This window comes from Streptomyces sp. NPDC031497 (genome assembly GCF_055580905.1).
In genome coordinates, this window is the sequence record NZ_JBVIKO010000003.1 from 214169 (window position 1) to 227620 (window position 13452).

Here is a 13452-nt window from a genome sequence, read left to right on the forward strand (position 1 = left end):
AGCCCATCATGCGTCACCCGGGAGCCGCTGCCGTCACCGGCTCCCGGTCTTCCCTGTCGGCCCTCGCCACCCGAAGGGCCCGCGGCCCCTGCAGCAGATACCCGACACCGAAGCCCGCGCCGACCACCGCCGCGCCGCCCACCGCGTCCAGGACCCAGTGGTTGCCGGTGCCGATGATCGCCGAGACCGTGAACAGGGGGTGGATCAGGCCGAGGACCTTCAGCCACCACTTCGGGGCGACGACGGCGATGACGATCCCGCACCACAGCGCCCAGCCGAAGTGCAGCGAGGGCATCGCCGCGTACTGGTTGGTCAGCTCGGTGAGGGTGCCGTAGTCCGGCTTGGCGAAGTCCTGCGGGCCGTGCACGGTGTCGATGATGCCGAGCCCCGGCATCAGACGCGGCGGGGCCAGCGGGTAGAGCCAGAAGCCGATCAGGGCGAACGCGGTGGCGAAGCCGAGGGCGGTACGGGCCCAGCGGTAGTCGACCGGGCGGCGGACGTAGAGGACCGCCAGGACGGTCAGCGGGACGACGAAGTGGAAGGACTCGTAGTAGAAGTCGAGGAAGCCGCGCAGCCAGCCGATGCCGTACACGGTGTGGTTGGCCCAGTGCTCGATGTCGAGGTGCAGGAACCGCTCGATGTCGAGGATCTGGTGCCCGTGCCGCTCGGCCCGGACCCGCCCGGAGGTGCCGTCCCCGTCCCCGGCGGCGGCCAGCCGGACCTGCTGGTAGGCGAAGTAGACCAGCCGCATCGCGACCAGCTCGAGGAAGAGGTTCGGCCGGGTCAGGACCCGGCGCAGCCAGGGGGCCAGCGGCACCCGGCCGAAGCGGGCCGGCACCGGCTCCGCGTAGTCCGTCGGGACCGGGCGGGCGAACTCCGGGGCGGTGCGGGACAGGAACGGTACGACCGTGGCCGCGGCCAGGGCGGCCAGCAGGACGGCGTTGTCGCGCACCGGGACGAAGAGGGACTGGTTCGGCAGCAGCGCCTTGGCGGGCAGCGTCATCACCATGACCACCACGACCGGCCACACCGACCGGTCGGCGGCGCGCCGCCCGGTCCGGCCGACCAGCGCGAGCAGCACCCACAGCAGCTGGTGCTGCCAGGCGGCCGGTGACACCGCCACGACCGCGCAGCCGGTGATCGCGACCGCCAGCAGCAGCTGCCCGTCCCGGGCGTAGCGCACCGCGCGGCGCAGCGCGAGGACGGCCACGGTCGCGGCGAGCGCCAGGAACAGGACGATCTCCAGCGGACCGCTCAGCCCGAACCGCAGCAGAGCGCCGTGCAGCGACTGGTTGGCGAGCGCGTCCGCCTGGCCGCCGAGGCCGACGCCGGCTATGTGGTGGACCCAGTAGGTGTACGAGTCGTGCGGCATCGCCGCCCAGGCCAGCGCCGTGCACGCGGCGAAGGTGACACCGGAGGCGAGGGCGGCCCGGCGGCGGCCGGTGAACCAGAGCAGCGGGGCGAACAGCAGCAGGGCCGGCTGGAGGGCGGCGGCCAGGCCTATGCACAGGCCGCCGTCGCGCTGCCCGCGGGCGGTGAAGCAGCCGAGCAGGACGAGCAGCACCGGGATGATGCTGGTCTGGCCGAGCCAGAGGGTGTTGCGGACCGGCAGCGAGAGCATCAGCAGGCTGACGGCGACCGGCGCGGCCAGCAGCGCGGTACGGCGGCTCACCGGCTGGGGCAGCGCACGGGCGGCGACCAGGCCGAGGGCGACCACCAGCAGCAGCGTGCCGAAGGTCCAGCCCCAGCCGAGGGCCTGCTCGGCGGCCCTGGTGAGCGGCTTGAGCACCAGCCCGCCGAACGGGGACCCGGTGAACTGGGTCGAGTCGTACAGCGAACCGTTGACGTGCAGCACGCCCTCCGGGCCGACCCAGGTCTCCAGAGTCGTCAGCCGCTCGCCGCTCGGGGTGCCGAGGACGACGGCCATCTGCCGTACGGCGAGGATCGCGGCCACCGCCCACAGCCCGAGCCTGGCCATTCTGAACCGCGCCCCTGGCTCCGCTCCCCCGAACGCGTCTCCCGGTCTCCCACTGTGTTCCACGTTCGCCACGCCGCGCCGGCCTCCCGCCCCGCTCGTTCGCTCTGAGAACCCTGAGAACCCCCATGAGGCTCCCATTCCTGTCTGTGAGAGACGCGGGCAACCCCCTCTTCACCTGACGGCCGCCCCCGTTTTGTCCGGAAGCCGACAGTGCGGAACGGGTGCGGTTGCCCGCGTGGAGCGCGACAAGGATCACAGTGCGTGGTCCGCTTACGGGCACGGGAGCGGGCAGACGTCCCTGCATACACCGCATTTAGCTGCACAATGCACGGATGCGTGTACGTGACGTAACGGGCCCAAGTCCTCCTATCGTCACTTTCCGACCCGTCCGGCGCCGTACGGGCCGCGCCCCCGTCCCCGTCGAAAGGTAGGCGAGCCCCGTTTTGGCGACCGCCACAGCCGTCACCCCGTCCGTCAAGATCCCCGGCCCCCGTACGGCCGCCCCAGCGCCGACCGTCACCGATCCCGCGCTGGTGAAGCGCGCCGTGAAGGCGGCCGCGCTCGGCAACGCCATGGAGTGGTTCGACTTCGGCGTCTACAGCTACATCGCGGTGACCCTGGGCAAGGTCTTCTTCCCGTCCGGCAACCCGACCGCCCAGCTGCTGTCCACGTTCGGCGCCTTCGCCGCGGCCTTCCTGGTCCGCCCGGTCGGCGGCATGGTCTTCGGCCCGCTCGGCGACCGCGTGGGCCGCCAGAAGGTCCTCGCCGTCACCATGATCATGATGGCGGCCGGCACCTTCGCGATCGGCCTGATCCCCTCGTACGCGACGATCGGCGTCGGCGCCCCGATCCTGCTCCTCGCCGCCCGCCTGGTGCAGGGCTTCTCGACCGGCGGCGAGTACGCGGGCGCGTCCACGTTCATCGCCGAGTACGCGCCGGACAAGAAGCGCGGCTTCTTCGGCAGCTGGCTGGAGTTCGGCACGCTCGCGGGCTACATCGGCGGCGCGGGCCTGGTCACCCTGATGACGGCCCTGCTCTCCGACGGCGACCTCACCTCCTGGGGCTGGCGCATCCCGTTCCTGATCGCGGGCCCGATGGGCATCATCGGCCTGTACCTGCGGATGCGCCTGGAGGAGACCCCCGCGTTCGCCGCCGAGGTCGAGAAGGCCGAGCAGGCCCGCCCGAAGGTCCCGCTGCGCGAGATGATCACCGGCCAGTGGAAGGCCCTGCTGCTGTGCATGGCCCTGGTCCTGGTCTTCAACGTCACGGACTACATGCTGCTGTCGTACATGCCGAGCTATCTGACGAGCGAGCTGAAGTACGACGAGACGCACGGCCTGCTGGTGGTCCTCGCCGTCATGACCCTGATGATGATCGTGCAGCCGTTCGCCGGCGCCCTGACCGACCGCGTCGGCCGCCGCCCGGTGATCGCCGCGGGCTGTGCGGGCTTCCTCCTCCTCTCCGTCCCGGCCCTGCTCCTCATCCGCCAGGGCAGCCTGCTGGCGGTCGGCCTCGGCATGGGCGCCCTGGGCCTCCTCCTGGTCTGCTTCACGGCGGCGATGCCGGCGGCCCTCCCGGCCCTCTTCCCGACCCGGGTCCGCTACGGCTCCCTGTCGATCGGCTTCAACGTCTCCGTGTCCCTCTTCGGCGGCACGACCCCGCTGGTGGTGACGGCCCTGATCGGAGCGACGGGCAACATGATGATGCCCGCGTACTACATGATGGCGGCGGCGGTCATCGGCGGCTTCGCGGCCTGGCGCATGACAGAGACGGCGGGCAAGCCCCTGCCCGGTTCAGCACCGTCGGTCGAAGCGCCCCTTTAGGGGCGCGGGGCTGTACCCATACGCGGCTCCGCCGCGCGGGCGCGCTCGGCCCCCACCGGCCCGCAGCCGACGAAACGAGCGCGGCCACCCCCCTCAGGGGCGCGGGGAACTGCGCAATCCCCCCACTCACCTGCACCGTTCGAACGATCCGCCCCGTCGGCCCGTACCGTCGGCAGACAGACGGTAGCCGTCCGGAAGTACCCCCTCGGGCCACGCCTTCCGCTATACCGTCTGAAGTCCTAGATCGACGGTACGGCGGAGGGCATCGGTTCATGATCGGCCAGCGGCGACCCCGCCGACGCACACGCTTACTCACGGTCCTCCTCCTGCTCACCGGCATCCAGCTCGGCTGGCTCGCCGCCCCCGCCTTCGCCTGCGGCTGCGGTGCCCTCGTCCCCGGCGGCCGGCAGCAGGTCACCGTCGGCCGGGAGGAGTCGGTCCTGCGCTGGGACGGCACCCGCGAACAGATCGTGATGCGCCTGACGGTCGACGGCGACGCCGACCGCGCCGCCTGGGTCATGCCCGTCCCGCACCGCGCCACCGTCGCCCTCGCCGACCCGGCCCTCTTCGACGAGCTGCACACCCTCACCGCCCCGGTGCACCGCACCCGGTACCACTTCTGGCCCCAGAACGGCGACTGGCCCCTCACCACCGGCGGCACCACGACGGCCGGCCCGCCCGACGGCGCCGCGAATGCCCCCGGCGTCGGCGTCGTCGGGCGCCAGCGGCTCGGCCCGTTCGACGTGGCCCAGCTGACCGCCACCGACCCCGGCGCCCTGGACGGCTGGCTGCGCAGCAACGGCTTCCCGTTCCCGTCCCGCCTGGACACCGCGCTACGGCCGTACGTCGAGGAGCGCTGGGAGTACGTCGCGGTCCGGCTCGCCCCCGAGACCGCCGGTACCGCGCTGAACGGCGCCCTCGACCCGCTGCGCCTCGCCTTCGCCAGCGACCGGCCCGTCTACCCGATGCGGCTGTCCGGGCTCGCGGCCACCCCGCAGTCGCTGGGCCTGTACGTGCTCGCCGCCCACCGCATGGAGCCGCGCGCGGCGATCGGCGGCGAGCGCCCGAGGGTCGTCTACGCCGGCCGGCTCAGCCGTCCGACCGGCGATCTCCGCGAACTCGCCGCCGGCACCCCGTATCTGACGGCCATCGGCCAGGAGTTCCCGTACCCGTCCCGGATCTCCGACGACCACGTGCTGCGCCGGGCGTCCTCGGACACCCCCGTCCAACAGGTCGTCTACGAGGACCGGCTGCGCGAGGCGGCCGGGGTCCCGCTGTGGCTGCTCACGGTCGGCGCCGCACTGCTGCTGGCCGTCACGGTCACCTCCCTGGTGGCCGTACGACGCTCCCGCCGCCCGGCCCCGCCCCCACCGCCGGTACAGCCCCCACCGCCCGTACAGCCCCCGCCGCCGGTGCGGCCACCCCCGCCCCCGGCCCAGCCCCCTGCGCCGATCGGCTGAGTTCCGTCCGGTACCGGGGCGGGAGATCACCGAGTCACCCGCCCCCTAAGTACTGCTATCGGGTAGCCGTCAGTGGACGGTTACCCGATATCCGAAAGGCAGCGGACGCATGAGCGGCTCTCAGCTCTGGGACGACGTCGACTTCTACTTCACCAGCCACCTCTCGCCGGACGACGAGGCGCTCCAGGCGGCCCTGCGTGAGAGTGAGGCCAACGACCTCCCGCATGTCAGCGTGACCCCCAACCAGGGCAAGCTGCTCCAGCTCCTCGCACAGGTCCAGGACGCCCGGAGCATCCTGGAGATCGGCACCCTCGGCGGCTACAGCACCATCTGGCTGGCCCGCGCCCTGCCCGAGGACGGCAGGCTGATCTCGCTGGAGTACAGCGCCCGGCACGCCGAGGTGGCGGTCCGCAACATCGCCCGCGCCGGACTGGAGCGGGTCGTCGAGGTGCGGGTCGGCCCCGCCCTGGAGTCGCTGCCCAAGCTCGCCGACGAGAACCCGGCCCCCTTCGACCTGGTCTTCATCGACGCCGACAAGGCCAACAACCCGCACTACGTGGAGTGGGCGCTGCGGCTCACCCGCGCCGGCAGCCTGATCGTCATCGACAACGTGGTGCGCGGCGGCCGGGTCGTCGACGCGGACAGCAGCGAACCGGACGTGGTCGGCACCCGTGCCGCGATCGAGCTGATCGCCGCCCACCCGAGGCTGAGCGGGACGGCGATCCAGACGGTCGGCAGCAAGGGCTACGACGGCTTCGCCCTGGCCCGGGTACTGGCCTAGCCGGGCCCCGGCCCGGCCGGGGGCGCGGGCAGGGTCTCAAGCCTCGTGGTAGAAGCCCACGTTGACGCTGCGCGGGGCGGTGCGGTCCCGGACGACGATCTCGCCGGAGCCGCCCCGGGGGAGCGCGACCGTACCGCCGTACCCGATGGCCTGGGCGTACTCGCCGACGGTCAGCAGTACCTCGGAGGACGGTTCGGCCTGGGAACCGCGCAGCCAGGTGACCTGCCAGCCGCCCTCGGGCCCGCACAGGAACTCCAGGTGCACCCGGGAGACGAACAGCCAGTCGTCGGGCGTGGTGAGCCGGCAGGCGGAGGCATCGCGGCCCACTCGCAGCACGGCGCCCGGTTCAGTGGGCGCGTCGGCCATGAGCATTCCGGCCGTCTCGCCCGCGTCCCCGGACACGGAGGCCATGGTGAGTTCGAGCACGTGCGTTCCCCCTGCGCGGTTCCTGAATCGTTCGTGGATCTCCGGCGCATGATAAAACGCCCGGCGGGGTGGCGTCCGGCACAATGAAGTCATGACCGAGCGAAAGCCACCCGGGGTGCCGTTCGAATCCTGGGTCGACAAGCAGATCCTTGATGCGCAGCGGCGCGGTGACTTCGATCAACTCGCGGGCGCGGGCGAGCCGTTGCCGGCCGACCTGGAAACGTCCTACGACGAACTGTGGTGGGTCAGAAGGAAGCTGGCCCGGGAGGGCCTGGCGATGCTGCCTCCGGCCCTCGCCCTGCGCAAGGAGGCCGAGGACGCTCTCGCGGCCGCCTACGCGGCCCCCTCGGAGCGAATCGTCCGCAAGATCATCACGGAGGTCAACGTGAAGATCCGGGACATGATGTTCAAGCCGCCGCCCGGGCCCCCGCTGGGCAAGAAGCCGTACGACGTCGAGGAGGTCGTACGCGAGTGGCGGGAGCGCCGGGCGGCGGCCGAGGCGGCGGCGGACTCAGATGTGTAGCAGCCGGTCCGCCAGTTCACGGTATTCACGCAGGGCCAGCCGGAGCTGTTCGGTGTCGGCCGAGCCGGGGTGGTCCCGGTCGGTGTCCTGCCAGCTGCCGCGCAGGGTACGGCGGCGCCGGTCGACGGCGTCGGTGAAGCGGGCGCTGAGTTCCTCGACGGCCCGGTCGGCCTCCTCGACGGCCGCGCGCGGCTCGTCGACGAAACCGGTGACCGCGTGCTGGAGACGCCGCTCCAGCTGCCCGCACTCCTCGTTCGGCATCAGCCGACCGTCGTTCGCCGCCGACGGGTCGTCGGCCGACATCCGCCGATCGCCGGACGGCGTCCGCCGGTCGTCATTCGCCGCCGGCCGGTCATCGGTCGGCGTCCGCCGGTCGCCTTCCGCCGCCACTCGGCCGTCGGTCGGCGTCCGCCGGTCGCCGGTCGACATCCGCCGGTCGTCGTTGCGCGCAAGCCGGTCGTCGCGGGCCGCGTCCGGTGCATGGCCCGGACCCTTGCCGGCCACCAGCACCGCCTGCCCGGGCGTCTCTTCCCGGTCGTCCGTACGCTCCGGTGCGATGTCCTCCCGCCCGGCGTCGACCCCCCTGACGGAGGCGTCGCCCCGGTCGGTCGTGCCCTTGGTCGTGCGCTCCTCACGTCCCGGCATCGCTTCGTCGTCGGGATATATGTCGCCGCTCCCCTGCGGGCGGCCCTTCTCTGTCCTCGCGTCGGTCATGTCGGTCAGCTCTCCTTCGGACGGCTCCGGTCGGCGGACCAGGGCAGATGCGGATGGCCGCCGGTGTCGGCACCGACACCGGCGCGGTGGCGGCCGGTCTCGCCGGCCGACTGGGTGATCAGGTCGTCGAAGAGGGAGCGGGCCTCGATCATGGCCGTGCGCATCTCCTCGGTGCCCGCCTGGTTCTGCTGGGCCCCGTCCGCGGGCGCCTGGGCGGCGCGGTGGACGCGGCGGTAGCCGTCGACGTGGTCGGCGTGGTGCACGGACAGCGCGGCGACCTGGTCGTCGTACTCGGCACCGGCCGGGAAGCCACGGGCGGCCGCCACTTCGGCGAGCAGCCGGTCGATCTCGGTCATGGACTCCCGCGGCGAGTCGACGAAGTGTTCCTGTGCGGTCGTCCAGCGAGCCGCGTAGCGTTCGCGCTCCGCCGGTTCCAGCGGCCGCTCGTGCAGGTCGCCGTGGCGCTGCACCCGTTCGGCGAGCTCCTGCTCGGCCGCCTTGGTGTCGCCGCTGTGCTGGGCCACGGCCCGCTCGTACTCGGGCCCGAAGCGCTGCTTCAGGCCGTGCGGGCCGCTCCTCCTGGAGCGCGCGGCCAGCACGGCCGCGACGACGACCACGGCGGCCACGATCACAATCGCGATGATCAAGCCTGTGGACATGGTTGCCTTCCGGTGTCTCGGCCCGACGGGCCGGCTCGCCCTCCGGGTGACCCGCACAGCGCCCGGCAAACAGCCCCGGACCATGCGGTCGAACCGGGCCCGCACAGAATTCGGTTGCACGACCCACCCGGGCCCACCCGAGACTGCCGTCCATGACCACCTGGACGATCACCCCGGAACGCCCCGACTCACCCGTGGCCGCCGCCCTGTGGCGTGCGTACTACACGGAGGTCAGCGACCGCTGGTACCTGCGCCACGAGGGCCGGCGCACCGACCCGGCCGAGCTGGAACGCGAGATCGCCGCCCACCCGGGATCCGAACTCGCCCCGCCCACCGGACGGTTGCTGATCGCACGGTACGACGGTGCGCCGGCCGGCAGCGCGGGCGTACGGCTCCTGGACCCGGCCACCGCCGAACTCACCCGGGTCTTCGTGCACGAGGGGCTGCGCGGCAGGGGCGGCGCCGCGCTCCTGGTCGCGGCGGCCGAGGACGCGGCCCGCGCGCTCGGGGCCGGGCGGCTCGTGCTGGACACCCGCACCGACCTCGTCGAGGCCCGCGCCCTGTACGCACGGCTCGGCTACACCGAGACCGAACCGCACAACGACGACATCTACGCCGACCACTGGTTCCGCAAGGAACTCGTCAACTGACGTGCGGGGAGGCCGGGGTCTGGGGCTGTTCGCGTTCGGTGCCGCACAGTTCGTCGGTCAGGTCGCGCACCAGGCGGTCCAGGTCGGTGGGCCGGTCCGGGCTCCACCAGTCGCCGAGCAGATCGGCCAGGGACTCCTCGCGGGCCCTGGCGAGGCGTTCGGCGGTCTCGCGGCCCTGCTCGGTCAGGGTCAGGTCGAGGCCCAGTCGGTCGACGAGGTGCCGCTCCTCCAGCTGACGGGCGCCCTCCAGGACGACGGCCATCGGGACGGGCCCGCGCTCGGCGAGCCGGCCCGGCTCCACCGAGCCGTATCTGCGGATCCGCAGCAGCAGCCAGCCGGCCGCGGGCAGCAGGTCCACTCCGGCCCGCTCGTTGATCTTCCGGTAGATCTCCCGGCGGCCCTCCCGGGTGCCGAGCAGCGACAGGGCCCGGCAGCACTCGTCGTACGACGACCGCTGCACCGGGTTGGGCGGGATGATCTCCGACGCGTCCGGCGCGGTGACCGAGCCGCGCAGCCGGTCCTCCTTGAGGAACCAGGCCAGGACGAAGCCGAGGGCGGCCACGGGAGCGGCGTACAGGAAGACGTCGGTGATCGAGGACGCGTACGCGTGCAGGGCCGCCGGGCGCAGCGCGGGCGGCAGTTCGGCGATGCCGCGCGGGTCCGCCTTGAGGGCGTCCGGGGTGACACCGGCCGGGAGGCGGACGCCCCGGAAGGCGTCGGCCAGCTTGTCGGCGAGGCGGCTCGCGAAGACCGAGCCGAAGATGGCCACGCCGAAGGAGGCGCCGATGGAACGGAAGAAGGTCGCGCCGGAGGTGGCGACGCCGAGGTCCTCGTACGAGACGGAGTTCTGCACGATCAGCACCAGCACCTGCATGACCAGTCCGAGGCCGAGGCCGAAGACGAAGAAGTAGCAGCTCATCTCGATCGTCGAGCTGTGTTCGTCGAGCCGGTGGAGCAGCAGCAGGCCGAAGGCGGTGACGCCGGTGCCGGCGATCGGGAACACCTTCCAGCGGCCCGAGTGGCTGACGATCTGTCCGGACAGGGTGGAGGACAGCAGCAGGCCGATCACCATCGGCAGCATGTGCACACCCGACAGGGTCGGCGAGATGCCCTGCACGACCTGGAGGAAGGTCGGCAGGTAGGTCATCGCGCCGAACATCGCGAAGCCGACGATGAAGCTGATCACGGCGGCGAGCGTGAAGGTGCGGATGCCGAAGAGCTTCAGCGGGAGCACGGGTTCGGCGGCCCGCCGCTCGACGGCCACGAAGGCGACGGCGAGCAGCACCCCGAGCACCGCGAGCCCGATGATCTGCGGCGACCCCCAGCGCCAGGTCGTGCCGCCCAGCGAGGCCACCAGCACCAGGCAGGTGGCGACGGCGGCGATCAGCAACGTGCCGAGATAGTCGATGACATGGCGGGCGGTCCTGCGCGGTATGTGCAGGGCGACGGCGATCACGGCGAGCGCGACCACGCCGACGGGCAGGTTGACGTAGAACACCCAGCGCCAGCTCAGATGCTCGGTGAGCACCCCGCCGAGCAGCGGCCCCAGCACGCTGGTCGCGCCGAAGACGGCACCGAACAGCCCCTGGTAGCGGCCCCGTTCACGCGGTGGCACGAGGTCCCCCACGATCGCCATCGACAGCACCAGGAGCCCGCCGCCGCCCAGACCCTGCAACGCGCGGAAGCCGATCAGCTCGCCCATGTTCTGGGCCATCCCGCACAGGGCCGACCCGACGAGGAAGATCACGATCGCCGCCTGGAAGAGCCGCTTGCGCCCGTACTGGTCACCGAGCTTGCCCCACAGCGGGGTGGCGGCCGTGGACGCCAGCAGGTAGGCGGTGACCACCCACGACAGATGCTCAAGGCCGCCCAGATCACTGACGATCGTCGGCAGCGCGGTCGACACGATGGTCTGGTCCAGCGCGGCCAGCAGCAGGCCGAGCAGCAGCGCACCGATCGGGACGAGCACATTGCCGGGTACGTGCTCCGCGTCCTTCGCCTGGGTGTGCGTCATGTCCAGGGCCATGGAGACCTCCCGGGATGCTTTCAGCCATCTTCCATCGTGGACGGTGTCGCCCGGTATGGCCCGTCGAGCCCTCTTCGCACCCCCTGAATCAAGGCGATCCGGCGAACGTACGTGTGGGTACCCCGCATAATCTGTGGAGTTCGTGAGGGTTCGTGAGGGGCGTGAGGGGAGGGACGAACACCGTGACGGATACGACCGGGGGCCACCGGTGCCCGGAGTGCGGAGCGCCGAGGGGACGGGACAACACCCCCTCCTGCGACTGCACCCGCCGGGCATCCGACGCACTGCGCGACGCCCGCACGGCCGAACAGGCAGCCGCAGAGGACTTCGACCCCCTACGCATACGACCGTACGTCGACCTGTCCGGGGCCGGAGCCGCGGCTGGGGGCGGGACCGACGGCGGAGTCGAGGCCGGGGGCGACGGCGGGGCCAGAGCCGGGACCGACCACCGGGCCGGTGATACGGCCGACGACGCTGCCCTGTCGGCGGCCGGCATCGGGGCCGAAGCCATGGACGACGGCAGGGCCAGAGCCGGGACCGACGGCGGGGTCACGACCGATGGCCGGGCCGGGGCGGGGGCCGACGGCCGGGGCACAGCCGACCGCCGGGGCACAGCCGACGGCCGGGGTGCAGCCGACGGTCGAGGTGCAGTCGGCGGTCGGGGTGTAGTCGGTGGCGGGGAGGCCGCGGCGTTGCCGGTGGTCGAGTCGGGGACCATGCCGTTGCGGGTGGTGCGGGAGGCGGTGGGCGCCGGTGGAGGGCCCGGGGAGGCGTCCGTGGCCTCTCCCGGTCAGGGGGAGGCCCGCCGGCGTCGGTCTCGGTGGGTGCTGGTTCTCTCGATCGCCGGGGCGGTGATCGGGATCCTCGCGGTGGCAGGTTTCGCGAGCGGGCTGTTCTCCCATGTGACGCCGACGCGGGACACGGCGGCGCCGCAGGACGTCCGGGAGAGTGTTCCCGACGTGACGCCGAGCACGGGGTCGCCTTCGGCGGCGGCGCCGGTGACGTCGGCACAAGCGTCGGCGCCGGCCGTGCCGGCCGCGTCCGCGCCCGTCGGCGCGAGCGCGTCGCCGACGGCCTCGTCCGCACGGACGGCGAGTCCGAGCCCGTCCGCGACCGCGTCCCGGTCGGCCACGCCGACCCAGTCGGCGTCCACGACCGGCACGGCCGCCTCCGCGCAGCCCACGTCGGCGCCGGTCCTGCGCCCCGGCGACAGCGGCGCCGAGGTGACGGAACTCCAGCTGCGGCTGACGCAGCTGAGGCTCTTCTCGGGCACCGCCGACGGCCACTACGGGCCCAGGACGGAGGACGCGGTGCGGACGTACCAGCTGGCGCGCGGGATCCTGACGGACGAGTCGGGGGTGTACGGGACGGCCACCCGAGCGGCCCTGGAGTCGGAGACGACCGAGCCGTAGGAGCCGGTCTCGGTTGTCGGTCGGGTGCGGACGGGTGGGGGCTGAGCGCGCAGTTCCCCGCGCCCCTTCCCGGCGTCGGCCCTGAAGCCGGCTTCGAGGACACCCCCTGGGGGGCGCGGGGAACTGCGCGACCAGCCCCCACCGGGCCCGCGGTCGCCCACAACCGCCCCTTCCGCCGCCGTCTCAGCCGACCCGCACCCGGAGGGAGCCGTCCGCCACCGCCTCCACCCGCACCCCCGTCAGGTCCCGCACCACCGCGTCCGGGCCGTGCACGCCCGCGCGGGCGCCGACGCCCACCACCCGCATCCCCGCCGCGCGCCCCGCCGCGATCCCCGCACCCGAGTCCTCGAAGACCAGGCAGTCGGCCGGAGCGACGCCCAGTTCGGCCGCCCCCTTCAGGAAACCCTCGGGGTCCGGCTTGCTTGCGCCCACCGATTCCGCCGTGATCCGCACCGCCGGCAGCGGCAGCCCGGCCGCGGCCATCCGCGCCGTCGACAGCGCCACGTCCGCCGAGGTCACCAGGGCGTGCGGCAGCCCGCCGAGCGAGGCGAGGAAGGCCGCGGCGCCCGGGACCTCCACCACGCCGTCCATGTCGGCGGTCTCCTCGGCCAGCATCCGCGCGTTGTCCGCGAGGTTCTGCTGCACCGGCCGGTCCGGCAGCAGCACCGCCATGGACGCGTGCCCCTGGCGCCCGTGGACGACCTTCAGGACCTCGTCGCCGTCCAGCCCGTGCCGCTCGGACCAGCGCCGCCAGATGCGTTCGACGACGGCGTCGGAATTGACGAGGGTGCCGTCCATGTCGAGCAGGAGGGCGCGGGCGGTGAGGACGGTGGCCGTCATCGGGCAGCTCCTAAGCAGGCCGGGCAAAGCAAAACAGAGCGGCCCCGCCCGCCGGTCAGGGAAAACGGGCGGGAGCCACTTTGTTTCTCCACGGTACAAAAAGGAGCGGCCATCCCGCCACCGCCGTCGCCGACCGTTCACCCACTCTTCAGCTCGCCGG

The 13452-nt window shown here is 72.8% G+C and carries 13 protein-coding genes; 6 read left to right on the forward strand and 7 right to left on the reverse strand.

From position 1 onward, the window contains the following. Nucleotides 1-13: 13 nt before the first annotated feature. Nucleotides 14-2050, reverse strand: coding sequence for a bifunctional glycosyltransferase 87/phosphatase PAP2 family protein (locus tag ACZ5K7_RS07015; RefSeq protein WP_468911379.1), 2037 nt, complete (start codon nucleotides 2048-2050; stop codon nucleotides 14-16). Nucleotides 2051-2421: 371 nt separating this feature from the next. Between ACZ5K7_RS07015 and proP the strand changes: the two genes are divergently transcribed. The 3 genes from proP to ACZ5K7_RS07030 all read left to right on the forward strand — a co-directional run bounded on the left by proP (nucleotide 2422) and on the right by ACZ5K7_RS07030 (nucleotide 6042). Continuing rightward, nucleotides 2422-3801 carry a glycine betaine/L-proline transporter ProP gene (gene proP / locus ACZ5K7_RS07020; protein WP_450971520.1) on the forward strand — a complete coding sequence of 460 codons (1380 nt, stop codon included), beginning with the start codon at nucleotides 2422-2424 and terminating at the stop codon, nucleotides 3799-3801. Nucleotides 3802-4073: 272 nt separating this feature from the next. Next, nucleotides 4074-5261 carry a DUF2330 domain-containing protein gene (locus ACZ5K7_RS07025; RefSeq protein ID WP_468911381.1) on the forward strand — a complete coding sequence of 396 codons (1188 nt, stop codon included), beginning with the start codon at nucleotides 4074-4076 and terminating at the stop codon, nucleotides 5259-5261. A 109-nt stretch (nucleotides 5262-5370) separates the two neighbouring features. Further along, on the forward strand, nucleotides 5371-6042 hold the full coding sequence (locus ACZ5K7_RS07030; protein ID WP_351692236.1) for an O-methyltransferase: 672 nt from the start codon (nucleotides 5371-5373) through the stop codon (nucleotides 6040-6042). A 36-nt stretch (nucleotides 6043-6078) separates the two neighbouring features. Here ACZ5K7_RS07030 and ACZ5K7_RS07035 read toward each other — a convergent pair whose 3' ends face one another. Continuing rightward, nucleotides 6079-6468 (reverse strand): hypothetical protein, encoded by a 390-nt coding sequence (locus ACZ5K7_RS07035; protein WP_351692233.1) that lies wholly within the window; start codon nucleotides 6466-6468, stop codon nucleotides 6079-6081. Nucleotides 6469-6559: 91 nt separating this feature from the next. Here ACZ5K7_RS07035 and ACZ5K7_RS07040 point away from each other — a divergent pair, with 91 nt between their 5' ends. Next, nucleotides 6560-6991 (forward strand): DnaJ family domain-containing protein, encoded by a 432-nt coding sequence (locus tag ACZ5K7_RS07040; protein WP_351692230.1) that lies wholly within the window; start codon nucleotides 6560-6562, stop codon nucleotides 6989-6991. On the opposite strand, the gene ACZ5K7_RS07045 is transcribed toward ACZ5K7_RS07040, so the two are convergent. Both ACZ5K7_RS07045 and ACZ5K7_RS07050 read right to left on the reverse strand, forming a co-directional pair. Then, a complete protein-coding gene (locus ACZ5K7_RS07045; protein ID WP_468911384.1) occupies nucleotides 6980-7705 on the reverse strand; it encodes a hypothetical protein in 726 nt (241 codons plus the stop codon). The two genes, ACZ5K7_RS07040 and ACZ5K7_RS07045, sit on opposite strands and share 12 nt — an antisense overlap. Nucleotides 7706-7710: 5 nt before the next feature. Continuing rightward, complete coding sequence (locus tag ACZ5K7_RS07050) at nucleotides 7711-8364, reverse strand: hypothetical protein (RefSeq protein ID WP_351692224.1); 654 nt, start codon at nucleotides 8362-8364, stop codon at nucleotides 7711-7713. Nucleotides 8365-8516: 152 nt separating this feature from the next. Here ACZ5K7_RS07050 and ACZ5K7_RS07055 point away from each other — a divergent pair, with 152 nt between their 5' ends. Next, nucleotides 8517-9014, forward strand: coding sequence for a GNAT family N-acetyltransferase (locus tag ACZ5K7_RS07055; RefSeq protein WP_351692221.1), 498 nt, complete (start codon nucleotides 8517-8519; stop codon nucleotides 9012-9014). Here the strand turns inward: ACZ5K7_RS07055 and ACZ5K7_RS07060 are convergent. Together ACZ5K7_RS07060 and ACZ5K7_RS07065 are read right to left on the reverse strand one after the other, a co-directional pair. Continuing rightward, a complete protein-coding gene (locus ACZ5K7_RS07060) occupies nucleotides 9007-11040 on the reverse strand; it encodes an MDR family MFS transporter (RefSeq protein WP_468911388.1) in 2034 nt (677 codons plus the stop codon). The two genes, ACZ5K7_RS07055 and ACZ5K7_RS07060, sit on opposite strands and share 8 nt — an antisense overlap. A gap of 790 nt (nucleotides 11041-11830) precedes the next feature. Then, nucleotides 11831-12202, reverse strand: coding sequence for a hypothetical protein (locus tag ACZ5K7_RS07065; RefSeq protein WP_468911391.1), 372 nt, complete (start codon nucleotides 12200-12202; stop codon nucleotides 11831-11833). Nucleotides 12203-12263: 61 nt separating this feature from the next. Between ACZ5K7_RS07065 and ACZ5K7_RS07070 the strand changes: the two genes are divergently transcribed. Beyond that, complete coding sequence (locus ACZ5K7_RS07070) at nucleotides 12264-12452, forward strand: peptidoglycan-binding domain-containing protein (RefSeq protein WP_351692213.1); 189 nt, start codon at nucleotides 12264-12266, stop codon at nucleotides 12450-12452. Nucleotides 12453-12635: 183 nt separating this feature from the next. Here ACZ5K7_RS07070 and ACZ5K7_RS07075 read toward each other — a convergent pair whose 3' ends face one another. Next, entirely contained in the window at nucleotides 12636-13292 is a 657-nt protein-coding gene (locus ACZ5K7_RS07075; protein ID WP_351692211.1) for an HAD-IA family hydrolase, read from the reverse strand. Nucleotides 13293-13452 lie beyond the last annotated feature (160 nt).